At 62.0% G+C, this 23,768-nt stretch carries 25 protein-coding genes and 1 tRNA gene; 13 read left to right on the forward strand and 13 right to left on the reverse strand.

What is annotated here, in order from left to right; genetic code table 11:
- Positions 1-68 precede the first annotated feature (68 nt).
- Entirely contained in the window at positions 69-860 is a 792-nt protein-coding gene (locus WA070_RS17630; protein WP_422635211.1) for a hypothetical protein, read from the forward strand.
- On the opposite strand, the gene WA070_RS17635 is transcribed toward WA070_RS17630, so the two are convergent.
- Genes WA070_RS17635 through WA070_RS17645 form a run of 3 tightly spaced genes read right to left on the reverse strand, consistent with a single transcriptional unit; the run spans position 849 to position 2,793 of the window.
- On the reverse strand, positions 849-1,421 hold the full coding sequence (locus WA070_RS17635; RefSeq protein ID WP_422635485.1) for a GNAT family N-acetyltransferase: 573 nt from the start codon (positions 1,419-1,421) through the stop codon (positions 849-851). The two genes, WA070_RS17630 and WA070_RS17635, sit on opposite strands and share 12 nt — an antisense overlap.
- A 32-nt stretch (positions 1,422-1,453) precedes the next feature.
- Positions 1,454-2,338, reverse strand: a complete 885-nt coding sequence (hemF, locus tag WA070_RS17640; RefSeq protein WP_422635212.1) for an oxygen-dependent coproporphyrinogen oxidase — start codon at positions 2,336-2,338, stop codon at positions 1,454-1,456.
- Entirely contained in the window at positions 2,335-2,793 is a 459-nt protein-coding gene (locus WA070_RS17645; RefSeq protein WP_422635213.1) for a tRNA (cytidine(34)-2'-O)-methyltransferase, read from the reverse strand. Before WA070_RS17645 ends, hemF begins: the two co-directional genes overlap by 4 nt.
- Positions 2,794-3,002: 209 nt before the next feature.
- On the opposite strand from WA070_RS17645, the gene petA reads away from it, so the two are divergent.
- From petA to WA070_RS17665, 4 genes are all read left to right on the forward strand, one after another.
- Positions 3,003-3,569, forward strand: coding sequence for a ubiquinol-cytochrome c reductase iron-sulfur subunit (gene petA / locus WA070_RS17650; protein ID WP_422635214.1), 567 nt, complete (start codon positions 3,003-3,005; stop codon positions 3,567-3,569).
- Between the two features lie 11 nt (positions 3,570-3,580).
- Positions 3,581-4,873 carry a cytochrome b gene (locus tag WA070_RS17655; RefSeq protein WP_422635215.1) on the forward strand — a complete coding sequence of 431 codons (1,293 nt, stop codon included), beginning with the start codon at positions 3,581-3,583 and terminating at the stop codon, positions 4,871-4,873.
- Positions 4,874-4,888: 15 nt separating this feature from the next.
- Positions 4,889-5,740, forward strand: coding sequence for a cytochrome c1 (locus tag WA070_RS17660; RefSeq protein WP_422635216.1), 852 nt, complete (start codon positions 4,889-4,891; stop codon positions 5,738-5,740).
- Between the two features lie 78 nt (positions 5,741-5,818).
- On the forward strand, positions 5,819-6,355 hold the full coding sequence (locus WA070_RS17665; protein WP_422635486.1) for an adenine phosphoribosyltransferase: 537 nt from the start codon (positions 5,819-5,821) through the stop codon (positions 6,353-6,355).
- Here WA070_RS17665 and WA070_RS17670 read toward each other — a convergent pair whose 3' ends face one another.
- Positions 6,356-6,991 carry a 5'-methylthioadenosine/S-adenosylhomocysteine nucleosidase gene (locus WA070_RS17670; protein WP_422635487.1) on the reverse strand — a complete coding sequence of 212 codons (636 nt, stop codon included), beginning with the start codon at positions 6,989-6,991 and terminating at the stop codon, positions 6,356-6,358. It lies immediately after the preceding gene.
- A gap of 89 nt (positions 6,992-7,080) precedes the next feature.
- A tRNA-Val gene (locus tag WA070_RS17675) sits at positions 7,081-7,155 on the reverse strand.
- A gap of 128 nt (positions 7,156-7,283) precedes the next feature.
- Here WA070_RS17675 and WA070_RS17680 point away from each other — a divergent pair.
- Positions 7,284-8,615, forward strand: coding sequence for a dicarboxylate/amino acid:cation symporter (locus WA070_RS17680; RefSeq protein ID WP_422635488.1), 1,332 nt, complete (start codon positions 7,284-7,286; stop codon positions 8,613-8,615).
- 5 nt (positions 8,616-8,620) lie between these two features.
- Here WA070_RS17680 and cpdR read toward each other — a convergent pair whose 3' ends face one another.
- Positions 8,621-8,998, reverse strand: coding sequence for a cell cycle two-component system response regulator CpdR (gene cpdR / locus WA070_RS17685; protein ID WP_422635489.1), 378 nt, complete (start codon positions 8,996-8,998; stop codon positions 8,621-8,623).
- Positions 8,999-9,152: 154 nt separating this feature from the next.
- Between cpdR and WA070_RS17690 the strand changes: the two genes are divergently transcribed.
- Positions 9,153-10,046: an N-formylglutamate amidohydrolase gene (locus WA070_RS17690; protein WP_422635217.1), complete on the forward strand. Its 894-nt coding sequence runs from the start codon at positions 9,153-9,155 to the stop codon at positions 10,044-10,046.
- A gap of 6 nt (positions 10,047-10,052) precedes the next feature.
- Here WA070_RS17690 and WA070_RS17695 read toward each other — a convergent pair whose 3' ends face one another.
- Both WA070_RS17695 and WA070_RS17700 read right to left on the reverse strand, forming a co-directional pair.
- Positions 10,053-11,939 (reverse strand): acyltransferase family protein, encoded by a 1,887-nt coding sequence (locus tag WA070_RS17695; RefSeq protein ID WP_422635490.1) that lies wholly within the window; start codon positions 11,937-11,939, stop codon positions 10,053-10,055.
- A gap of 404 nt (positions 11,940-12,343) precedes the next feature.
- The gene (locus WA070_RS17700) at positions 12,344-13,348 is read right to left on the reverse strand and encodes a class 1 fructose-bisphosphatase (protein ID WP_422635218.1); all 1,005 of its coding nucleotides are present in this window, start codon (positions 13,346-13,348) and stop codon (positions 12,344-12,346) included.
- 219 nt (positions 13,349-13,567) lie between these two features.
- On the opposite strand from WA070_RS17700, the gene WA070_RS17705 reads away from it, so the two are divergent.
- Positions 13,568-14,356 carry a TerC family protein gene (locus WA070_RS17705; RefSeq protein ID WP_422635219.1) on the forward strand — a complete coding sequence of 263 codons (789 nt, stop codon included), beginning with the start codon at positions 13,568-13,570 and terminating at the stop codon, positions 14,354-14,356.
- A 603-nt stretch (positions 14,357-14,959) separates the two neighbouring features.
- Here WA070_RS17705 and WA070_RS17710 read toward each other — a convergent pair.
- The 3 genes from WA070_RS17710 to WA070_RS17720 form a co-directional block, all read right to left on the reverse strand.
- Positions 14,960-16,330: a class II 3-deoxy-7-phosphoheptulonate synthase gene (locus tag WA070_RS17710; RefSeq protein WP_422635220.1), complete on the reverse strand. Its 1,371-nt coding sequence runs from the start codon at positions 16,328-16,330 to the stop codon at positions 14,960-14,962.
- Between the two features lie 124 nt (positions 16,331-16,454).
- On the reverse strand, positions 16,455-16,817 hold the full coding sequence (locus WA070_RS17715; RefSeq protein ID WP_422635221.1) for a Rap1a/Tai family immunity protein: 363 nt from the start codon (positions 16,815-16,817) through the stop codon (positions 16,455-16,457).
- Positions 16,818-16,914: 97 nt separating this feature from the next.
- On the reverse strand, positions 16,915-18,147 hold the full coding sequence (locus tag WA070_RS17720; protein ID WP_422635222.1) for a YceI family protein: 1,233 nt from the start codon (positions 18,145-18,147) through the stop codon (positions 16,915-16,917).
- A 191-nt stretch (positions 18,148-18,338) separates the two neighbouring features.
- Between WA070_RS17720 and WA070_RS17725 the strand changes: the two genes are divergently transcribed.
- Positions 18,339-18,776 (forward strand): acyl-CoA thioesterase, encoded by a 438-nt coding sequence (locus WA070_RS17725; protein ID WP_422635223.1) that lies wholly within the window; start codon positions 18,339-18,341, stop codon positions 18,774-18,776.
- 48 nt (positions 18,777-18,824) lie between these two features.
- On the opposite strand, the gene WA070_RS17730 is transcribed toward WA070_RS17725, so the two are convergent.
- Complete coding sequence (locus WA070_RS17730) at positions 18,825-19,217, reverse strand: DUF983 domain-containing protein (RefSeq protein ID WP_422635224.1); 393 nt, start codon at positions 19,215-19,217, stop codon at positions 18,825-18,827.
- Between the two features lie 93 nt (positions 19,218-19,310).
- Between WA070_RS17730 and pabB the strand changes: the two genes are divergently transcribed.
- The 3 genes from pabB to WA070_RS17745 all read left to right on the forward strand — a co-directional run bounded on the left by pabB (position 19,311) and on the right by WA070_RS17745 (position 22,586).
- A complete protein-coding gene (gene pabB / locus WA070_RS17735) occupies positions 19,311-20,486 on the forward strand; it encodes an aminodeoxychorismate synthase component I (RefSeq protein ID WP_422635225.1) in 1,176 nt (391 codons plus the stop codon).
- 47 nt (positions 20,487-20,533) lie between these two features.
- Positions 20,534-21,157, forward strand: coding sequence for an aminotransferase class IV (locus WA070_RS17740; RefSeq protein WP_422635226.1), 624 nt, complete (start codon positions 20,534-20,536; stop codon positions 21,155-21,157).
- Between the two features lie 226 nt (positions 21,158-21,383).
- Complete coding sequence (locus tag WA070_RS17745) at positions 21,384-22,586, forward strand: pyridoxal phosphate-dependent aminotransferase (protein WP_422635227.1); 1,203 nt, start codon at positions 21,384-21,386, stop codon at positions 22,584-22,586.
- A gap of 137 nt (positions 22,587-22,723) precedes the next feature.
- Here WA070_RS17745 and WA070_RS17750 read toward each other — a convergent pair whose 3' ends face one another.
- A complete protein-coding gene (locus tag WA070_RS17750) occupies positions 22,724-23,032 on the reverse strand; it encodes a hypothetical protein (protein WP_422635228.1) in 309 nt (102 codons plus the stop codon).
- A gap of 2 nt (positions 23,033-23,034) precedes the next feature.
- On the opposite strand from WA070_RS17750, the gene msrA reads away from it, so the two are divergent.
- Positions 23,035-23,706 carry a peptide-methionine (S)-S-oxide reductase MsrA gene (msrA, locus tag WA070_RS17755; protein ID WP_422635229.1) on the forward strand — a complete coding sequence of 224 codons (672 nt, stop codon included), beginning with the start codon at positions 23,035-23,037 and terminating at the stop codon, positions 23,704-23,706.
- The last annotated feature ends 62 nt before the right edge of the window (positions 23,707-23,768 follow it).

Below are 23,768 nucleotides of genomic sequence, written 5' to 3' on the forward strand. Positions count from 1 at the left end.
TTGACTTGGTGGAGGCGAGCGATCAAGTCTCCACGGCGATTTTCCGATAACAGGCAGGCACTAGAGATATGACGACGATGTCGATCGGCAAGGCGTGGGAGGAGGCAGTGGCCTTCGTCGCGCGGGAGGCGGCCTTGCTGTTGCCTGTGGCGCTGCTGTTTGTGGCGCTGCCCGGCCTGATCGTGCAGGAAATGGCCCCGCCCGAATTGCAGGCGTGGCTCGCTGCGCCCAAGGCGGAGACCATGCCCGACATTCCGGCCAGTTACAGCCTGTCGATCATGATCGCGGTGATATTGATCTGGTTCGGGTCGTTGACCCTGTTCGCGCTGGCGCTGCGGCCGGGGATCAGCGTCAAGGAAGCACTGCGGCTGGCGCTGACTCGCCTGCCGGTGCTTCTGGGGACATCGTTACTGGCGGGCGTGGTGCTGTTTGGCCTGTTGTTCCTGATCGTCTTTGGCGGCGTGCTGCTCGGCATGGTCGCGGGACCGGCGCTCGCCGTGCTGGTAGGGGCGGTTGCAGTGGTTGCGATGGTCTTCATCGGGGTGCGGCTGTCGCTGCTCAATCCTGTGGTGATCGATCGGCAGGATGGCGTCATCGTTTCGCTGCGGCAGGCATGGGCGCTGACGCGCGGACATTTCTGGCGACTGCTGGCCTTTCTGGCCGTCATGATGATCCTGTCGACCATCGTCGGATCAGCGGCGCAGGTCGTTATCGGGCTGCTCGGTGGTCTGGTCGCCGGTCCCGATGGCGCGCGTCTGGCCGGTGGCCTGGCCGCCGCTGCTGTGTCCAGCGTGATTCAGGTCTATATGCTGGTGATGCTGGCGCGCCTCTATCGGCAGGCTGACGCCTCAGCGCGATAAAGGCGGACCCAGTAACGGCACATGCGGCGCAGCCTCACGCGGTAATATGCCCGACAGGCGCGGGTCGGGAAAGGTTTCGATCTCGCGATCATAGGCGACGAAGCCCGACTTGATGTAAAAGCCAAGCGCCGCCGGGCTGTCCAGCGTGCAGGTGTGGACCCAGAAGCGGTTCACGCCCCTGCGCCAGGCCAGCGATTTGGCTTGGGCCATCAGCCATCGGCCAAGCCCTTTGCCGTTCAGTTCCGGCACCAGTCCCAAAAAGCTCAATTCGCAATCGGGCAATGCGCGAAAGTCCAGTTCCAGCAGGCCGACTTCCGTGCCGCGCGGATCAGTGACGGCATAGACCTCCACACTCGGATCATGCAGGATCGCGGCCAGATCGCCATCTGGCATGATCAGGCGGGAAAACCACAGCCATGGCGCGCCCACTCGCGCGAACAGGGTGCGATAGGCGGCCAGATCCGGTGTTTTCCATCGCGCTAGCCGCAGCGGCGCGGGAGGGACCGGCGCGGGGCGCGGCCGATCGCGCATCTCAAGATGCGTGACGATGGTCGCGACCATGCCCTGCGCGACTGGGATCAACGCCACGCGCGTCAGCTCCAACTGGCCATGGGTGGCAGGCTCATCAGGATCGCGTCGATATTGCCGCCGGTCTTGAGGCCAAACAGCGTGCCGCGATCATGCACCAGATTGAACTCGGCATAGCGGCCGCGCCATTCCAGCATGGCGGCATAGTCGGCCGCATCCCACGGCTCGTCCATGCGCCGCCGCACGATGGGCGGATAGGCGTTCAGGAACGCATCGCCCACTGCGCGGGTGAAAGCGAAATTCGCGTCGAACGTTTCGCTATCGTCACATTCCAGATGGTCGTAGAAAATCCCCCCGACCCCGCGATGTACGCCGCGATGAGGAATATAGAAATACTCGTCCGCCCACGCCTTGAACCGGGAGTAGTATTCCGGGTCGTGCGCAGCGCATGTGGTTTCTAATACACTATGGAAGTCGGCGGTGTCCTGATCGCGTGGCAATGGCGGATTGAGGTCCGCGCCGCCGCCGAACCAGCTTTTCGTCGTCACTAGATAACGGGTGTTCATATGGACGGCGGGCACATGCGGATTGGCCATATGCGCGACCAGGCTGATGCCGGTGGCGAAGAAGGCTGGATTGTCCCCTGCGCCATGGATGCTCTGGGCAAAGGCGGGCGCGAACTCGCCACCCACAGTGGAGACGTTGACGCCGACCTTCTCGAAGACCTTGCCCTTCATCACGCCGCGCACGCCGCCGCCACCTTCGCCGGGCGCTTGCCCCTCCGCTTCGCGGTCCCACGCAGTATAGGTGAAGCAGGCATCGCTGCCCGCTTCCCGCTCGATCGCCTCGAACTCGGCGCAGATGCGGTTACGCAGCGATTCGAACCAGTCGCGCGCGGCCTGCTGGCGGGCATCAAGGTCGAAGGAAATTGTGGGGACGGGTGGGGTCATTGCGGGAAGCCTCCGGTCTGGCGCAGGGCTTCGGCGACGGCGATGCCCGTGGATACGGCGATGTTCAAGGATCTAAAGCCTGCCGCCATGGGGATGCGGACGCGGATGTCGGCGATGTCGCGCACATCGTCCGGCACGCCCGCGCTTTCCGATCCCATCATCAATATGTCGTCGGCATGAAAGGCGACGTCGGGCAATCGCTGTGACGCGTGAGCGCTCATCAACAACAGGCGGCGGCCCTGCGCGCGCCGTTCTGTATCGAACGCGGCGAAATTGGCGTGGCGGGTGACGTCGGCGGATTCGCCATAGTCCATGGCGGCCCGCTTGAGCTTCGCATCGGAAAAGGCGAATCCGGTCGGCATGATGATGTCCACGGGAGTGGCGAAACAGGCGGCGAGGCGCAGGATAGCGCCGACATTGCCTGCGATCTCGGGCTGGTAAAGGGCGATACGCATGGCCTCGCCCATAATGCACTGCGGCAAATTGTCATAGGGGAGGTGAGTTTGCTGTTGGCAAAGAGCGCACAGTGAGGTTATCAGGCCCGCGAACCACGCCGGGGGGAAGGCGGGGCCATAATGTATGGCATCTTCCCGATCCCCTGATAAGCGGAGCCGGTCACGGCAATGCGGCGGGATCAGGGACGTTCTTGCAAGGGTTGAGGTGCATGGCGATCGTTGAACATACAGACAGCACGGGTCTATCCGGCGAAGATGGGGTGCGTCGTCGCGATTTCATCAACATCGCCGCAGTGAGTTTCGCAGGGGTCGGCGCTGTTGCCGTCGTCCTGCCTCTGATCGATCAGATGAACCCCAGCGCCGACGTGCTGGCGCTTGCGTCGACGGAAGTCGACCTGTCGGCGATTCAGCCGGGGCAGGCGATCAAGACGACCTTTCGCGCACAGCCACTGTTCGTGCGCCAGCTGACGCCCAAGGAAATCGCCGAAGCCGACAAGGTCGATCCTGCCACGCTGCGTGATCCGCAGACGCTGGAAGAACGGACCGTCGCTGGTAAGAAGCAGTGGCTGGTGACCATGGGCGTCTGCACCCATCTGGGCTGCGTGCCGCTTGGCGCGGGCGAGGGCGAAAATCGTGGCGAATTTGGCGGCTATTTCTGCCCCTGCCATGGCTCTTCCTACGACACCGCCGCGCGGATCCGGAAAGGCCCGGCGCCGAAGAACCTGGAAGTGCCGAAGGTCACCTTCACTTCCGACACCGCCATTCTTGTAGGCTGAGGTAAGAAACCATGAGCTTTCCCTGGGCTGAGCAATATACGCCGAAAAATCCGGTCATGGTGTGGATCGATGAGAAGCTGCCGCTTCCGCGTCTCGCCTACAACGCTGTCGGCGCGGGCTATCCTGTGCCGCGCAATCTCAACTATTTCTGGAACTTTGGCGTGTTGGCCGGTCTGGCGCTGATGATCCAGATCGTGACCGGTGTCATCATGGCGATGCACTATGGCGCCAACGACCTGGTCGCTTTCGGCACCGTTGAACAGACGATGCGTGACGTGAACGCGGGCTGGCTGATGCGCTATGCCCACGCCAACGGCGCGAGCTTCTTCTTCATCGTGGTCTATCTTCACATCTTCCGCGGTCTCTATTTCGGTTCGTACAAAGCGCCGCGCGAAATGGTGTGGCTGCTGGGCCTCGTCATCTTCCTGCTGATGATGGCGACCGCGTTCATGGGCTATGTGCTTCCCTGGGGGCAGATGTCCTATTGGGGGGCGAAGGTGATCACTGGCCTGTTCGGCGCGATCCCTGTCGTGGGCGAACCGATCCAGACCTGGCTGCTGGGCGGTTTTGCCCCTGGCAACGCTTCTCTCAACCGCTTCTTCTCGCTCCACTTCCTGCTGCCCTTCGTGATTGCCGGTGTCATCATCCTGCACATCTGGGCGCTGCATATTCCAGGGTCTTCGAACCCGACCGGCGTGGAAGTGAAGGGGCCGCAGGACACTGTGCCCTTCCACCCCTATTACACCGCCAAGGATGGCTTCGGCGCCGGCATCTTCCTGATTGCCTTCTCGATCCTGCTGTTCTTCGCGCCCAACTTTCTGGGGCACCCGGACAACTATATCGAAGCGAACCCGCTTTCGACGCCTGCGCACATCGTGCCGGAATGGTATTTCTGGCCCTTCTACGCGATCCTGCGCGCCTTCACGGTGGACTTCTTCTTCGTCCCGGCCAAGCTGATGGGCGTGCTGGCGATGTTTGCGTCGATCCTGCTGCTCTTCTTCCTGCCTTGGCTCGACACCTCGCCGGTGCGGTCGGGCAAGTATCGGCCTACCTTCAACAAGTTCTTCTGGATCCTCTGCTTCGACGTGGTGATCCTGGGCTGGTTGGGCGGCGCGCCGGCGGAAGAGCCCTATGTGATGATGAGCCAGGTCGCGGGAGCCTATTATTTCGCGCACTTCCTGATCATCCTTCCGCTGATCTCACGCTATGAAAAGCCGCTGCCGCTGCCCGGTTCGATCACCGAGGCCGTGCTGGCGAAATATGGCAAGACCGACGGCGAACCCGTCGCGGTCCCGGCCGAATAAGGGGTAGATAAGACCATGGTCCGCATTGGCGCATTCCTCGTCGGCCTCTTCTTTTCAGGCTGGCTGCTCATTTCCTTCCTGATCGGCGCGGTGGCCTATGTCTCCGATCCGCCCAAGGCCACGGTGGAGCATGAATTCCACCGCGATCCCAAACATGTGTCCTTCTCGTTCGACGGACCGCTGGGCACCTATGATCGTCCGCAATTGCAGCGCGGTTTTCAGGTGTTCAAGGAAGTCTGTTCAGCCTGCCACAGCCTGAAGTTCGTGGCTTTCCGCGATCTTCAAGCGCTCGGCTATAACGAAGCGGAAGTGAAGGCTATCGCCAAGCAGTGGGCGATCAAGACCCCCGACGTCGATCCCAAGACGGGTGAGATGGCCGGTCGCGATCCTGTGCCTGCCGATCACTTCCCCAAGCCGTTCGCGAACAATGTCGCGGCGGCGGCGGCGAACAACAATGCGATCCCGCCAGACCTGTCCTTGATGACCAAGGCGCGCCATCATGGTCCCGCCTATGTTTATTCGCTGTTGACTGGTTTTCAGGCGCAGCCAGCCGAACTGCTGAAGGAATTTCCTGACGCGAAGACGCCTGCGGGGCTGCATTACAATCCCTATTTCCCGAACTTGAACCTCGCCATGGCACCGCCGCTGACGGCCGAAGGTCAGGTCACCTATGGTCCGGGGCAACCCAAGCCGACGGTCGACCAGATGGCACAGGACGTTTCGGCATTCTTGGCGTGGACCGCTGAACCGAAGCTGGAAAATCGCCGCCGAGCAGGCTTTGCGACGCTCCTTTTCCTGCTGATTGCGACTGGCCTGGCCTACATGTCCTATCAGAATATCTGGGCGGACAAGAAAAAGGCGGCCTGATCGGTCAAGGCCTGACATGGATAAGCCAGGGGCGCGGTTTCTTTACGAAGCCGCGCCCTTTTGCATTATGGAGACATGATGAGCATCGACAGCCTGACGGCACTGGTCCGCACGATCCCCGACTTTCCCAAGCCCGGTATCCAGTTTCGCGACATCACGACGCTGCTGGCCGACGGTCCGGGTCTGGCTGAACTGGTAGGCCACATGGCGACTATCGCGCGCCCCCTGGACCCCGACATCATTGTCGGGATTGAGGCGCGTGGCTTCATTTTGGGCGCGGCATTAGCGCTGGCATTGGGCAAGGGCTTTGTGCCCGTCCGCAAGGCGGGCAAGCTGCCGGGAAAGACCGTGGGGATCGACTACGCCCTCGAATATGGCACCGACCGGCTGGAAATGCATGATGGTCAGGTCGTACCGGGCACGCGCGTGCTGCTTGTCGATGACCTGATCGCTACCGGGGGCACAGCACTCGCCACCGCGCAATTATTGCGGGAGCAAGGGGCGAGCGTGCTGATGGCGTTGTTTGCGATCGATCTGCCCGATCTGGGTGGCAAGGTCGCTCTGGAAGCCGATGGCGTCATTGCAAAGGCGCTGATCGCCTTCGACGGCGACTGATCAGGCCTGCGTCGTCCAGCGCGTCAGTGCGTCGGGCAGCAGATCGACCGCCGCCGCCAATCGCTCATCCAGCAGGCCAAGCAACTCCGTCCAGCCATGGATGTGCGCCAACTCGCCAGGGCCATCGGAAATGCCGCGCAGTCCCACCAATGACACGCCAAACCGCGCGCAGGCCCGTGCCACAGCAAAACTTTCCATATCCACCATGTCGGCATCAATGGCGGCATATTCCGCGCCGCCCACGATATTCGCTCCCGTGGACAGCCGCGCCGTCTGCAGCGGCAGCGGTGTCACCAAGGGCACATCGACCGGATGATCAATGAAGGGGGTTACGCCCTTGGTAAAGCCGAGGCGTGACGCATCCATGTCGCGCCACGACACACTCGCTACCTGAAAAATATCGCCTAGAGGGCAGGTCCGCGATCCTGCCGATCCCAGGCAGACCGCCAGATCAGGCAACGCGCTCTGCCGGGCGAGATCCTGCAAAGCCATGCCAGTCACCAGCGCCGCTTCGACAGGGCCAACGCCGGTCAAGAGCGGCTTGAAGCGGCCGCGCAGATGCGTTCCATATTCAGCATCCACCGCCATGATGAACAGCACGCGCTTACCTGAAATCGTCTCGCATCCCGGCGTCATGTCCAACTCCCATATCGCTTCGCCGTGGGCCATATCCAAAAGCCCAACAAAAAGCCCGCCAGATCATGATGACCTGACGGGCTTTTCGATGGTGGGCGTGGCAAGGATTGAACTTGCGACCCCTGCGATGTCAACACAGTGCTCTACCACTGAGCTACACGCCCACGGGAGTTGGGCCAATAGCCGGGGACATGAGGGCGTGCAAGCGGGAAATTGCATCGCTTCGACATTCTTCTGGACAGGGACGGGGCGTCCCATATGTTGACGGGGAAACAGGGGGACGTTGACCAATATGCTGCCATCGCCAACCGCGTCCGAGCAGACGACCCCGCGCCTCCCTTTTTATCGCCAGCTCTATTTTCAGGTGCTTACAGCCATCGCTCTGGGCGTCGCGATCGGTCATTTCTATCCCGATGCCGGGGTGCAGTTAAAACCGTTGGGTGAGGCGTTCATCAAACTGGTGAAGATGATCATCGCTCCGGTGATCTTCCTGACCATCGTCACTGGCATTGCGGGGATGAAGGAACTGGGCGCGATCGGACGGGTCGCGGCCAAGGCCTTTGCCTATTTCCTTACCTTCTCCACGCTGGCGCTTGTCGTAGGCCTGATCGTCGCCAACGTCGTGCAACCGGGTGCCGGTTTGAATATCGACCCGGCGACGCTCGACGCGGGTAAGGTCGCCGACTACGCGCATCAGGCGCATGAGCGGACGCTGACCGGATTCCTGATGAGCATCATTCCCTCGACCATGGTGTCGGCGGTGGCGGACGGCAACATTCTTCAAGTGCTGTTTGTCGCCATCTTGTTCGGGATCGCGCTGACCATGATCGGCGATCGAGCGGCCCCCTTGATGGTCGTGCTCGAATCGGCCAGCCACGCGGTGTTCAAGCTCGTGTCGCTGCTGATGAAGGTCGCACCAATCGGGGCATTTGGCGCGATGGCCTTCACCATTGGGGAATATGGTGTCGGCACGCTCGCCAATCTTGCCGGCTTGGTCGCGACTTTCTATCTGACGTCCCTGTTGTTCGTGCTGGGTGTGTTGGGGGCGGTCTGCTGGTTCGCCGGGTTCAACATCCTGCACCTCATCCGTTATCTGAAGGCCGAACTGTTGCTCGTGTTGGGCACTTCCTCATCCGAAGCGGCGCTGCCCAGCCTGATCGAGAAGATGGAGCGGGCCGGATGCCGCAAGTCGGTGGTCGGTCTGGTAGTGCCCACCGGCTACAGCTTCAACCTGGACGGCACCAACATATACATGACGTTGGCCGCGCTCTTCATCGCGCAGGCCTGCAACGTCCATATCAGTCTGGAGCAGCAAATCCTGCTGCTGCTGGTGGCGATGATTTCGTCCAAGGGTGCGGCGGGCGTGACCGGGGCGGGGTTCATCACGCTGGCTGCAACGCTGTCCATCGTGCCGTCCGTCCCGGTGGCTGGCATGACGCTGATCCTGGGCGTCGATCGCTTCATGAGCGAATGCCGCAGCCTGACCAACTTCATCGGCAACGCCGTGGCGACCGTGATTGTGTCGATCTGGGAAAAAGGCCTGGACCGCGAGCGCTTCAAGGCGGCGATGGCGGGCATAGCGCTCGACCCCACGCCGGACATGCAGGAAGTCGTGCCGGATTGATGGCTTTAGTTTAGTCCGGTCAGGCTTTCATTGCCAAACATGCGTTCGACCTCCAGCACCAGGTCGCGCAGGTGGAAAGGCTTGGACAGGAGCTTGGCCTGCGGCACGGCTTTCCCGGCTTTCAATGTCACGGCAGCAAAGCCAGTGATGAACATGATGCGCATGTCGGGCGCTGCAGCTGCGGCATGTTGGGCCAGTTCTATGCCATCCATTTCCGGCATGACGATGTCCGTCAACAGCAGGTCGAAACGTTCCGTGTCGATATAGGGCACGGCGGCTGCGCCGGTTGCCACCGCCACCACTTCATAACCCGAGCGCTCCAGCGCGCGGGCCAGATAGGTGCGCATGCTTTCGTCATCTTCGGCCAATAATATGCGCACGATCGCCCCAGTCGTTAAGTCCACCCGCCGCCAATCCGGAGTAACGCTATCCTTTTTGGCAGCGTTCGGGTGGCGTCCAGTGCCGATATATGCGACAAGGTGTAAATATTATCCAGCCGAACAGCGATTTTTCGCGTGGTCGGTGAAAGGAGCCTCGTTGGATCATCCCGCGCCGCGTCCTCCCGTCCTCAGCGAGCCGGGTTTTGACCTGTACGGCCCCGCCATTCCAGACTGCCCGGTCATTATTTCCGTCCCTCACGCGGGCCGTAATTATCCGGCCGATCTTCTCGCGGAAGCGCGCGTACGACCACATATATTGCGGAGGCTTGAGGATCGCTGGGCTGATCTGCTCGCCTATCCGCTGATCGCGCGGGGCTATAGTGTCATCGTGGCGCGTACCGCTCGTGCGATGATCGACCTTAACCGGCATGAACGCGAAATCGACCCAGCCATGATTGCAGGGCTACCCCATGATATCGCGTTGCATAGCAGCGCAAAATTGCGCGGGGGTCTGGGCCTGATCCCACGCCGCCTGCCCGGTGCGCATGAATTGTGGCGGGGGGCGCTGTCCTGGCCTGACATACAGCGACGCATCGATCAGTTTCACCGCCCTTATCATGCTGCTTTGGCACAAATGATGATGGCAGCGCGGGATGCGCATGGCCATGCCATTCTGATCGACGTCCATTCCATGCCAACGCTGCCCCCGCCCGCAGCAGGGCAGACCGCTCCCAGCGTGGTTTTCGGGGACCGCTTTGGGCGTAGCGCGTCGAATCGTCTGGTGGCACTGGCTGCCGACATCGCGATCGGGCACGGACTATTGGCGACGCAGAACCACCCCTATGCTGGCGATCATCTGATCGAACGGCATGGACGGCCGGATCGCGGGATGCATGCGATCCAGGTGGAAATCGACCGGGCGCTCTATCTCGACGCGGCGCTGGATCGACCGGGGCCGGGGCTGGAACGGATGAGGGGTTTCGTCACTGCCATGGCCGATGCGCTGGCGGTCGAAAATCCCGGTGCGGCCTATGCAATGGCAGCGGAATAGCGTGCCTTAGTCGAACTGGCCGATGACCAGTCGCGCGCCTGCCATGCTCAGGTGGTGTGAATCGAAGTAGAGTGGCTTGCCGTCACGCTCGATCGCGCATTGACGGACATCGCATAGCGCCGTGACTGGATCGATCAATTCCACGCCGCGCGCGCGCCAGCGGTTGAACAGGGCGCGGATATGTTTGGTGCGCGCATCGACGAAGGCGCGATCGACGCCCTGCGCTTCATCCAGTCGCTCGGCGCGGGCAAGATGGGCGAGGTGGCGCGGGACGTCGAAGGGCTGGGGCGGCACTGGTCCGATGAGCACGACCTCCCGCCCTTCCTGCCGAAGCAGCGCGACCGTGCGGTCGAGTTTCGCCACGAAACCGGGATCGTCAAACTGGCCATTAGCCCAGAAGGCGACAAGGTAGACGCGGCGGATGCCGGGATCAGCATGGATCGCGGCCAGCGTCGCGCGATTGGCGGCGGCGCAGCGCGCGTCCTTTGGCGCATCATAGCCGATCACTGGCGGGCAACTGGATGACGTGCGTTCGATCAGCGACCGCCCCCTGGCCTTTGCAACCAACGCTAATGCCTGCGCCAATTCCACGCCATGGCTGTCGCCCCATAGCATTGCATCGGGGCGTACCGCTGCGCCAAGGACGCAGGGCTGCGCGCCACGGGCGAAGCTGTCGTGGCAGCGTTTGCGATCCGGGCTGACATCGGTGTGTCCGGCCGCCTGTTGCAGCACCGCGGGAGCGAAACGGGTGGGCCAGCCGCCGACGGCGATCAAAACCAGCGAAAGCACGGCGAGCAGCAGCATGGTTGCAGCGGTGAAGCGGAATATCGTTTGTGCGGGCAAGCGGCGCGAATCGCGAAAAGGACGTTCGACAAAGCGCCATGACAGGATTGCCGCAACCACCGACCCGGCAATGACACAGATACGCGTCGATCCGGCAAGCGCCACGTCTGTCGTATATTCGGTCAGGACGATCAGCGGCCAGTGCCACAGATAGAGGGAGTAGGAAATAAGGCCGATGCCGACCAGCGGCGTCCAGCCCAGCCATCGTCCGGCGTGGGTGCCCGGCGCGCTGTGGATCAAGGCCGCCGCGCCCAGTACCGGAGCCAGCGCGGCATAGCCTGGAAACAATGTGTCGGCGTTGTAGCAGGTGACGGCAAACACGATCGCGGCGATCCCGCCCCAGGCTATGGCTTCCCTGCCCCAGCGGGATCGGACTGCGGGAATCGCACCCACAGCGAGCAGCGCGCCGGCGAACAGTTCCCAGGCTCGGGTCGGCAGGAGGTAGAAGGCGAAGCCGGTGGCGTCGCGCTGCATCAGGACGGACAAAGCAAGGGATAAAGCCGCGATTCCAGCGATGGCGGGGGTGCGCCATCGGGGGGCGTAGCGGGCCAGGAGGATCAAGAGGATCGGGAAGCCGATATAATATTGTTCTTCCACTGCCAGCGACCAGGTGTGGAGCAGCGGTTTAACGTCCGCGCCGCCTGCGAAATAGCCAGTGTCGGTAAAGAACCACAGGTTCGACGCGAACAGGGTCGCGGCCAGTGCGGATCTTGGCACCCCTTCCAGATCGCCGGGCAGATAGAACCAGACGGAGGCCGCCAGCACGGCCAGAATCATCAGCCCCAAAGCTGGCATGATCCGTCGGAAGCGGCGTTCGTAGAAGCGGGTCAGCGAAAAGCTGCCTTCATCCACTTCCTTTGCGATGATGCCGGTGATCAGAAAGCCGGAAATGACAAAGAAGATATCGACACCGACATAGCCGCCCGAAAATCCGGGGACATGGGCGTGGAACAGCAGCACCGGCAGGATGGCGAGCGCCCTCAGGCCGTCGATATCGCGGCGATATCGGCTGGCCTGAGTCGTCGCGGAAAGAGGGGCGGAGCCGTGCATCGGCGGAAACTTACCGGCAAAGCCCTGATATTTGTTTACCTGCAACAGGCGTTACGATCGATTCGCTCCATCATCAAAGTCCGGTTTCCGTAAGGGTAAGTCAGTCGTTTCGGGTACGGTTGCAGTTTGTGCAACCGCAACTTTATTCTTCGCATTTGCGAGATATATCGGTTTGCCGCAGAGAGACTGTGCCTTTCAGGCATCCTCTCCTAAACTTTTTAGGCCGGTCTCACGATCGGCCTTTTTTTTGTCTGCGGACTGGTCTAGGGCGATTTCGCTTCCGGTGCGCCAAACACATAAAAAGTTTCTGGAGAGGAGCCGCCGGTAAGACCGGCACGGCGAACCGAAGCATGGGGGGATCGAGCGTCACGCAACGCTCTCCCCCCATTTTTTTCACATCAGTATCATGCCTGTCCGTAAGCGGTGATCGTCGCCACTTCGGCCTTGTCCCCCAACACCACGCCGACGCGCTGGTGCAGGCTGGTGGGCGTGACGTCCATCAACGGACCAAAGCCGTCGGTCGATGCGCCACCGGCCTGTTCGATCAGGAAACTCATGGGATTGGCTTCATACATCAGGCGCAGCTTGGCCTTGCCCGGTGTGCGGGTATCGACCGGATAGAGGAAGATACCGCCGCGCTTGATGATGCGATGGACGTCCGCGACCATGGATGCGGTCCAGCGCATGTTATAATCCTTGCCGCATGGACCAGCGCCGCCTTCCACCCGTTCGTCGATGTAACGGGCGATGCCGGGTGACCATTGGCGGCGGTTGGACATGTTGATCGCAAATTCGCACTTGCCCTGCGGCATTTGCATATCGGCGTCGGTCATGACCCAGCTTCCGACTTCGCGGTCCAGCGTAAATTCGAAGACGCCGGTGCCGACGGTCAGCACCAATATCGCCTGAGGCCCGTAAATGGCGTAGCCAGCGGCGACCTGTTCACGGCCCGACTGAAGAAAATCCTCCTCCGTCACTTCGCGACCGGCGCACGCTTCGGGCGCGCGCAGGACGGAAAAGATCGTGCCGACCGACAGATCGACGTCGATATTGCTGGACCCGTCGATCGGATCGAACAGCAGCAGATATTCGCCCTTGGGATAGCGATTGGGGATGCGATGGATCGTCTCCATCTCTTCGGACGCCATCGCGGCCAGATGTCCGCCCCATTCATTGGCGTCGAGCAGGATTTCGTTGGCGATCACGTCCAGCTTCTTTTGCACTTCGCCCTGCACATTTTCCGTGTCCAGACTGCCAAGCACTTCGCCCAGAGCGCCCTTGCCAACGGCATGAGCGATCGTCTTGCACGCGCGGGCGACGGTTTCGATCAACAGGCGCAGTTCGCCGGGCAAAGCCTGCGCTTCACGTTGCTGTTCGATCAGGAAACGGGTGAGGGTGGTACGAGCCATGGGCCGCCTTTCGCAAAGGGCATGGCGCCGCGACAAGATGCCGCGCCGCAAAGTAAGAATGACGTGTCATCGCTAGGGGAGAGCAAAGCCCTAGTCCAGATGGGGAGCGCGCAACGACGCACTGTTAGCGTTGTCATGTTACAAAGCATGTATGATGGAACCGGCGATCCATTTATACCGTTGCGTCTGCGCATCGATAATCATGGTTCAGGACGCCCTATGGATAGTTTGATCGCCGCCTTCACCGATCCCACCGCCATTGCCGCGCTCGTCGCTCTGGTCGTGATGGAGGTCGTGCTGGGCATCGACAATCTCGTATTTATCTCCATCCTGACCAATAAATTGCCCGAAGCGCAGCGCCCCAGGGCGCGGCGGATCGGCATCGGGCTGGCGCTGGGCATGCGGTTGGTGCTGCTGTCGATGATCGCGTGGATCGTCGGCCTGACGCAGCCGGTGTTCGATCTGGGCATTACCGGCCCGCTTGACCAGCATGGCGCGCCGACGTTCGAGACGGACTTTTCCTGGCGCGACCTGATCCTGATCACCGGCGGGCTGTTCCTGATCTGGAAGGCGACGCGGGAAATCCATCATACGGTCGATCCGGTTGGCGGTGAAGACGGGATGGGCAAGGCAGGCGTGGCGACCATCACCTTTGGCAGCGCGATCGTGCAGATCATCCTGCTCGACATGATTTTTTCGCTCGATTCGATTCTGACGGCCGTTGGCATGACCGACAATCTGGCCATCATGGTCATCGCCGTGATCGCGGCCGTGACGGCGATGCTGCTGGCCGCCGATCCGCTCGCCAACTTCATCGCGAAGAACCCGACCGTGGTGATGCTGGCGCTCGGTTTCCTGCTGATGATCGGCGCAGTGCTGATCGCCGATGGTTTTGGCGTGCATGTGCCCAAGGGGTATATTTATGCCGCGATGGCCTTTTCGACGCTGGTCGAGTGCCTGAACATTTTCGCGCGCCGGGCGAAGGAGCGGAAGGTCGCGGCGAAGTAGCAGTAGGGTCACAGCGGCGAAGTTCACAATGTCGTGCGATGTTTTTGGCGCGAAGCGACGGGCATGCGCCGGTGAAGCGACGGCGACGCGCCATTTGCGCGGCGGTTGGGTCACGCTGGCGCGCCTGTTGGGGCAGGGTGACGCGACGCTGACGCGGCTTCGGCGCGCCACTGACGCGACGGTTGTGCAGTGGTGCGTGGAGGCTGGGAGGAAGAGGCGGTCCATCCGTCAGGATAGATCAGAGAAAATCCTACATTGGAAGGATGAAGGCTGGGACTTGCGCTGGCCTGCGGCTCAGGGGCCATTTCTCGTCAAAAGCGGAGGCTTTTGGGGCGCGATGGATGCTGAAACAAGTTCAGCATGACGAAGTGAAATGGGAAGATGTCCATATGCGATTGCCCTACCTTGTAGGGGAGGATGCGGGAAGCGACCATTTTTAGTCACCCACTTTCGTCATCCCAGCGAAAGCTGGGATCTCACTTCTGCTAACCAAGCGCTTGAAGGGAAAGAGAGATGCCAGCCTGCGCTGGCATGACGGGAGAGATGTAGGCGTTCGCCAAAAAATGAGCGGGCCGGATCGCGTGACCCGGCCCGCCTTATCCCTCATGCCGCGGCGCGGCGTTCTTTCAGTTCTTCGTTCAGCATGTCGGCCAGCAGGAAGGCCAATTCCAGGCTTTGCGAGGCGTTCAGGCGCGGGTCGCAGTGGGTGTGGTAGCGGTCGGCCAAACCTTCGTCGGTGATGGCGATCGCGCCGCCGGTGCATTCGGTGACGTTCTGGCCAGTCATTTCGGCGTGGATGCCGCCGCCGAAGCTGCCTTCGGCGCGGTGGACGGCGAAGAAGCCGCGCACTTCGGCCAGGATGCGGTCGAACGGGCGGGTCTTGTAGCCGTTGGCGGCCTTGATGACGTTGCCGTGCATCGGGTCGCAGGACCAGACGACCGGATGGCCTTCGCGTTGCACCGCGCGGACGAGCTTGGGCAGGCCGGACTCGATCTTGTCATAGCCATAGCGGGTGATGAGCGTCATGCGCCCGGCCTCCCGCGACGGATTGAGGATGTCGAGCAGGCGCAGCAGCGCGTCGGGTTCCAGGCTGGGGCCGCATTTCATGCCGATGGGATTGCCGATGCCGCGCAGATATTCGACATGGGCGGACCCTTCGAACCGGGTGCGGTCGCCGATCCACAGCATGTGCGCGGACGTGTCGTACCAGTCGCCGGTCAGCGAATCCTGACGGGTCAGCGCCTGTTCGAAAGGCAGCAGCAGCGCTTCGTGGCTGGTATAGAAGCTGGTCCCGCCAAGCTGCGGCACGGTGTCGGCGGACAGGCCGCAGGCACGCATGAAGTCGAGCGCCTGACCGATCTGGTCGGCGGTCTGTTCGAACTTGCTGGCCCAGGGGCTGCGGCCCATGAAGTCGAGCATCCAGCCATGCACGCGATCCAGGCTGGCATAGCCGCCGGTCGAAAAGGCGCGCAGCAGGTTGAGCGTCGCAGCCGACTGATTATAGGCGCGCACCATCTTGTCCGGATCCGGCTCGCGCGCTTCCGGCGTGAAGGCGATGTCGTTGACATTGTCGCCGCGATAGCTGGGCAGCTCGACGCCATCGATCGTCTCGGTATCGGCCGAACGGGGCTTGGCGAACTGGCCCGCCATGCGACCGACCTTGACCACCGGCAGCTTGGACGTGAAGGTCAGGACGACGGCCATCTGGAGCAGCACGCGGAACGTGTCGCGGATGTTGTTGGGGTGAAACTCCGCGAAACTTTCGGCGCAATCGCCGCCCTGAAGAAGGAAGGCTTCGCCAGCGGTGACCCTGGCCAGATCGGCCGTCAGGCTGCGCGCTTCGCCTGCAAAGACGAGCGGCGGAAACTGGCCGAGCTGGGTTTCCACGGCGGCAAGCGCCTGCGTGTCCCGATAGGTGGGCATCTGAATGCCCTTATGCGCGCGCCAGCTATCCGGCGTCCATTTCGCCGCCACGACGAGTCTCCTGAACATGAAAAAATAGGGGCCGCACCTACGATGATGCTGTGGTTATGGCAAGTTTATAGCAGTCATGGTCGCTCCACGCGCAATCATCGCGGTGGGGGGCGGGGCGATTGCCTTATTTCTGGCAGGGGTAGCGTTCGTTGAGCGCCACGCTGACCAGTACGGAGGCGGGGCTTTTGCGCTGGTCGGGCCAGCGTTCGAGATAGGCGACGACGATCTTGCGCGCGTCCTGCGCCTGCATCGCGTCGGGCCAGCAGACCGGGCGACCGCGCCCGATGAAGGTGTCCTTGCGGATGCCATCGACTACGCCGACGATATAGGCGGTGCAGGCGAGCGCATATTCGGGTGCCTTGTTACGGCATTTGCCCAGCAGGCTGGTGCCGCTTTCGAACATGAAGGCCCCTGTCCCGGCCGCCGGTTGGGCAAGGGCGGGGGAAGCGACCGAAAGGGCCGTGGCGAGCGCGATGCTGCGTATCATAAATCATCCTGCGACCCGCCGATGTCCGCCCGTCCTGATGACGGAGCGCCCGGCGATACGCCGGTTTAGGTGCTTGGAGGCGTGGCCGCAACTAGGCTCATTTCTGTTTGGCCTTGAAGGCGAACGTCACGGCGACGCTGGGAGCCAGGCTGGTGCTGCTGTCGCCATTGCCCACGCCAAAGAGCGCACGGGTGACGCGGGCGGTGCCGGATATGGAGCGGGTCTTGCCCGTGCCGGACAGGGTGAAGCTGATCCGCTGCGGCTTGCTGATGCCCTTGAGCGTCAGCGTGCCGTCGGCGCGGTAACGACCAGGAGCGGTCTGCTGCGCGCCGGTCGCCTTGAACGTGGCTGTAGGATGGGCGGCGACGCCGAAAAATTCGTCGCCGGGCAACATGCCGTCCTTGTAAGCGTCACCCACGCTGGCGCTGGTCATGTCGATGCTGACGGTGATGGTGGCGCTGTCGGGATGGTCGGGGTCCATGACGATGTCGGCGGTCCATCTGGAAAAACTGCCGCTGATGGTGTCGCCGTCATTGCCGACCGCAAAGCCGATTTTGCCGCCGGGCTGCACGCTCCATGCCGGGGGCGGGCCGACGGGCGTTTCGGTTTCCGCCTCGGCGGTGTTGGTGGTCGCATTGGCGGCTTGTTCGGGGACGGCGGCGTTCGTCGCATTGTCGATCGGGGCCGCTTCGTCTTCATCGGCTGCTGGCGCGGTGGCTGCGGCGTCGGGCGCGGCGGCGGGGACTATCATCCTGCCGACGGCAAACGCCACGAGGATCAGCGCAGGCAGCACGAACAGCAGCACGCGCGAGCGACCGGGGATCATGCGATAGATCAGGCCATCGCCCATCAGCACATGATGGCGCAGCGCGCCCGCAACGTGGAGCAGGAAGAGCGCGATGCCCAGCCACGCGATCAGGCCGTGGCTGTTTTCCGCCAGTCCATGGACCGACGCTGGCAAAGGCAGGTGGGGCAGGGGGATGAGGCCGAAGATCAGGGTCGGCACCTTGACCTTTGCGGTAGACACCAGCGCCCAGCCAGTCAGCGGCGCGCCAAGCATGAAGGCATAGAGGCCGACATGCACCCACAACGCCAGCGCGCCCTGCCAGCCGCGTTCCAGCTTTGCCGGGCGCGGCTTATAGAAACGCACCACGATGCGCACGAACGTCAGCAGCAGGATGGTGATGCCGACCGATTTGTGTAGCTGGTACAGCGAGAATCCGCGCGCGCCGAGCGATTCCAGCGCCCATCCGACGCTGATCTGAAAAGCGAGCAGGGCGGCGATCGCCCAGTGCAGGATAATGGCGGTCAGGCTGTAACGCTGCATCATGAAATTCCATCAATCGTGGCGCGAGCGAAACTATGTCTGCGTGGTGAAAAAGTCTATCGTCCATCACGAAACGCTCGGTTGTCCCTGTTGTGTCATAAAGGCCGCACTGTCGCCAATTTGACGGGTGTGATTGCATCATCGCGCAGTAAGGCTAAAGAAGACGGCATATATTTTCAGGGGAAACGCACAGCATGGCCAAGCCCGATAACTGGCGCTTCAGTCCTCAAGCCTATCGCTTCGTCACCAGCATCGACACCCGCTTTCAGGATCTCGATACAATGGGCCACATCAACAATGTGGCGATTTCGGGGATATTCGAGACGGCGCGCATCCGTTTCCATCACCATCTGGGCCGCCATCCGCAGGAACAGGGCGTGCGCTGGCTGGTCGCGGCGGTGCAGCTCAATTTCATCGAGGAATCGCATTTCCCCTATCCGTTCGAGGTGCATTGCGCGATCGGTCATATCGGTCGGACAAGCTGGACGATCAGTTCGGCCGGGTTCCAGAAGGGCGTGTGTGTCGCGACCTGCGATACGACCGTCGTGACGCATGGGGCAGAAGGCCGCCGCGAGATTGATGAAACGCTGCGCGAGGCGATGGAGCTGAATTTCATTCGCCAGCCGGACTGATATTTCTGCGGGTTTACGAGCAGGGTGGGTTTTAGCGCAGGGCGATTTCTAGCGGAAGCCGTGCATCCGGCGGCTCCATTGGAAAGCAATGACCGCGCCCTTCACCGGCTGGATCATCGTGACGGCCAATATGATCGCCAGCGTCGGCCAGATCACTGCCTGCCACCCCAGGGGAATGGCCAGCGCGCTGTTCACCTCTATCATCAGCGGCACCAATATATGGCCGAGCAGCAGGATGACGATATAGGACGGGAAGTCGTCCGCCGAATGCCTGTCCCACTGCTGGCCGCAATGGGCGCAGGCGTCCGTCGGCTTGAGGAAGCGCGCGAACATCTTGCCTTTGCCGCAGGCCGGGCACCGTCCGCGCAGGGCAAGCAGCAGCGCGGGACGCAGGGGGCGATCGATCGTCTGGTGCGGTGCCGGATCGGGAGTAGCGTTCATGGCGGTGGGGTAGAAGTTTGGCCCAACCGGCGCAACAAGGCATAATCGTCCCTGACCCTTTCGCATGAGCCAAAGCCTGTTAAGAGGCTGTCCATGCGTCTGCCCGGTCCGTCCGAAGTCTTTGTCCTGTTCGACGATGCGCGCGTGCGTGGCGCGGCCCCGGCGCGGCTGTATCGCGATCCGGTTTCCATCATCACTGCCCATAGCATGGCGCAGGTCCAGCCTGCGCTCGACCGGGTAGCCGAAGCGACCGAGGCCGGGCTGCATGTCGCTGGCTATATGGCCTATGAAGCTGGACTGGCGCTGGAGGATCGGCTTTTGCCCATTGCCCGTCGCCATGATGCGGCGCGCGATGCTGGCCCGTTGCTGTGGTTCGGCCTGTTCGAAGGTGTGCGGTTCATAGCGCCCGATGCTTTGCCCGACCTGCTGCCCGATCCCGCAGGAGCCAGCATCGCGCCGCTTCGACCGCTGCTGGACGAGGCAGGCTATCAGGTCGCGTTCGACCGGGTGCAGGATTATATCCGCGCTGGCGACATCTATCAGGTCAACCTGACATTCCCGTGCGCAACGCAGATCACTGGTGATCCGATGGCGCTCTACGCCGCCATGCGGTCCCGCGGCGCGGCGGGTTATGGCGGCGTGATACGGACGGGCGATCAGGCGATCCTGTCCTTTTCGCCCGAACTGTTCTTCACGCTGGTGCGTGGTCAGTTGACCGCACGTCCGATGAAGGGGACGGCCACGCGTGACCCCGATGCGGAACGGGACGCGCAGCGTGCGGAATGGCTGCGCAATGATTCCAAGCAGCGCGCCGAAAATCTGATGATCGTGGACCTGTTGCGCAACGACCTGTCGCGGGTGTCGCGGGCGGGCAGCGTGACCGTGCCCGACCTGTTCAAGGTCGAGACGTTTCCAACGATCCACCAACTGGTATCGACCGTGCGCGCGCGCATATTGCCGGGCCTGTCGCCGGTCGATGTGCTGCGCGTGCTGTTCCCGTGCGGATCGATCACCGGCGCGCCCAAGGTGCGCGCGATGGAAATCATCGATGCGATCGAGCCGCATCCGCGTGGCGTCTATACCGGCACGATCGGCTGGATCGACCCGGATGGGGACGCTGCGTTCAACGTCGCCATCCGCACGCTTTGCGTCGAGGAAAAGAGCATGGCAGGCCGCATTGGTCTGGGGTCCGGGATCGTCGTTGATTCGCGTGGAAGTCTGGAGTGGGCGGAATGTTTGGCCAAGGGGCGTTTTCTTGATCCTTTGTGACTGGCCCGGCTTGACTTCACTGGCGGCAAACGCTTGGAATGGTTGGCATGTCGCTGGGTGATGGACGTTATGATCTGCTTGAAACCATGGCCTTCGATCCGCTCGAAGGTGTCAGGTTGCTGGAACTGCATCTGGGCAGAATGAAGGCCAGCGCCGATGCGCTGGGCTTCGCTTTCGACCGGCATGATGTGCGCAATGAGCTTCAGGCCGCGACCTTTCGCCTGACCGCCAAAAGTCGGGTGCGATTATTGGTGTCGCGCGGCGGCGCAGTGGCGATCGAGGTGCGCGACCATCGCGCCTGGCCAGAGGCGATCATGCCGGTCGCGGTCGTGCCACGCAATGCCCCCGCCGACGACATGCGGCTGGCGCATAAGACGACCGACCGCAGCCTGTATCGCGATGCGTTGACGCGCGGCGGCACCTATGAAGTGCTGCTGACCGACGAGAAGGGCTATCTGACCGAAGGCTGTTTTTCATCGATCTTCGTCGAACGGGGCGAGAAGCTGGTGACGCCGCCGCTTCGCCGGGGGGTGTTGCCGGGCATATTGCGGCAAAGCCTGATCGAGATGGGCGAAGCGGTCGAAGGCGATCTGCGCGTCTATGATCTGCACAACGGGTTTTTCATCGGCAATGCGGCGCGGGGCATGGTGGCGGCGACGCTGGCCTATTGATCCGCGCTGGACGGCAGGTCGCACCGATTTCCTGAGCGAGCACCAGACTATTTGCCGTAAAGCCATTTCCTGCCATCTGGCGGTTGCCCCTGCGTCCTTTGCGCACTAAGGACCGCCGCGTCCGCTTTATTGGCGGAAACGGGGATCATAGTATTTTTTGTCGCGATTTCCGGGTGAGCGGGCCTTTTGGCCTGCTTTGAAAGCGCTTTGAAGAAAGATTATTGCCATGAGCCAGACTTCCGCAGCCCTCGGCCGTATCCAGCCTTCCGCCACGCTCGCCATGAGCGCGCGGGTGAATGCGCTGAAAGCGCAAGGCGTGGATGTGATTGGCCTGTCGGCGGGTGAGCCGGATTTCGATACGCCCGATTTCGTCAAGGAAGCCGGGATCGCGGCGATTCGCAACAACCTGACCCGTTATACCGACGTGGACGGCACCGCCGACGTCAAGGAAGCGGTGATGTTCAAGTTTCAGCGCGACAATGGCCTGACCTACAAGCGCAGCCAGATCACCGTCAATTCGGGCGGCAAGCATACATTGTTCAACGCGCTGGTCGCGACGGTCGATGTGGGTGATGAGGTTATCATCCCGGCGCCTTACTGGGTCAGCTATCCCGACATCGTGAACTTTGCGGGCGGCACCCCGGTGTTCATCGAAGGCCCGGCGAGTCAGGGGTATAAGATCACCGCCGCCCAACTGGATGCCGCGATCACGCCGCGCACCAAATGGGTGATGCTCAATTCACCGTCCAACCCCAGCGGCGCGGCCTATTCGGCTGACGAGTTGAAGGCGCTGGCCGACGTATTGTTGCGCCATCCTCATGTGCTGGTGATGACGGACGATATGTATGAGCATGTCTGGTACGCCGCGACGCCCTTCGCCACGATCGCGCAGGTATGCCCCGACCTGTATGAGCGTACGCTGACGGTCAATGGCTGTTCCAAGGCATTTTCGATGACCGGATGGCGCATCGGTTTTGCCGGTGGTCCCGAATGGATCATCAAGGCGATGGGCAAGTTGCAGTCGCAATCGACCAGCAACCCCTGCTCGATCAGTCAGGCGGCCGCCGTCGCGGCGCTGACCGGGCCGCAGGATTTTCTGGAAGAACGCAACGGCGTGTTCCGTAAGCGCCGCGACATGGTGGTCGCGATGCTGAACGATGCGCCGGGGCTGGATTGCCCGACGCCCGAAGGCGCGTTCTACGTCTATCCCGACGCCAGCGGCGTGATCGGTAAGGTGACGCCCAAGGGTGTGACGATCGATAGCGACGAAACGCTGATCGCCTATTTTCTGGACGAGGCCAAGGTGGCGGCGGTCCATGGCGCGGCGTTCGGTCTCTCGCCCGCCTTCCGCATCAGCTATGCGACATCGGACGAGGTGCTGAAAAAAGCCTGCACCCGGATTCAGGAAGCCTGCGCTGCATTGAAATAAGGTTTGGTGTTCCCGCGCAGGCGGGAACCCAGATCGGGCGTTTGGACTGGGTTCCCGCCTGCGCGGGAACACGGAGCTATCCAAAATGGAAACGGTCCTTTTCCGTCGGCGCCGTCTTGCGATTGACGGGCTGCGCGCTATATGCCCGTTGCGGAAAGAAACTGATTTCGATCTGCATCCGTTTCGTCGGTTCCTGCGTAGCTTTGGTCGAACAGCGCTCGTTCGCGGTTGCGATGTTCAGCAGGTGTCAAGGCGAAGGCACGTAGGGCAGCGGCAACGAAGCCGAGACAGAATAAGAAAGGCAAGGCCATGGTGGCATTCTTCAAATCCGAACTTTTCCTGCGCTTTTTTGGCGGGTTTGCGATCGGCGCCATCGGCATGGTCATGCTCCAGCCGAGCGAGCAGCCGGTTCTGAGTTCTACGGCAAACGCGGCAACGACGATCAATCATGCGGCGCTCTGACGGCATAGCCATGGCGCTGTTTGCGGCGCTGGCCGTGACGTCGCCCGTACGTGCCGAACGGACGGTGCTGGCCCCTGTGCCTGCCACGGATGCGGTCCCCACGCGTAAGCTGGAAACGGCGATCTTCGCTGGCGGATGCTATTGGGGTGTCGAGGGCGTGTTTTCGCATGTGAAGGGCGTTCACCTCGTCAAGTCCGGTTTCGCCGGTGGTTTCAAGGGACGCACCGTGGACTATGAGACTGTGAGCGGTGGTGACACCGGCTTTGCCGAAGCCGTGCGCGTGACCTATGACCCTGCACAGGTCAGCTACGGCACGCTGTTGCGCATCTTCTTTTCCGTCGTCGCGGACCCAACGACGCTGAATTATCAGGGACCAGACCATGGCACCCAATATCGCAGCGCGCTGTTCCCCTTGAATGCCGATCAGGCGAAGGTGGCGGATGCCTATCTGGCGCAGCTGGGCAAGGCCGGCCTGTGGCGCGCGCCTATCGTGACCAAGACGGAGCGCTTCACCGGCTTTCAGGACGCGGCGGCCGATCACCAGAATTTCATGCGCGACAATCCGCGCCATCCCTATATTTTGCGTTGGGATGCGCCAAAGGTCGCGGCGTTGAAGGCGACGTTCCCCACGCTTTACATCGCCAAGCCTGCAGCCTGACCCCGACAATATTCGGCATCGGCAACGCGCTATGGCCATAACGACGAAGGGCGGCCCGTTTC

The organism is Sphingobium sp. (assembly GCF_049304695.1).
In the GTDB taxonomy this organism is placed as follows: Bacteria; Pseudomonadota; Alphaproteobacteria; order Sphingomonadales; family Sphingomonadaceae; genus Sphingobium.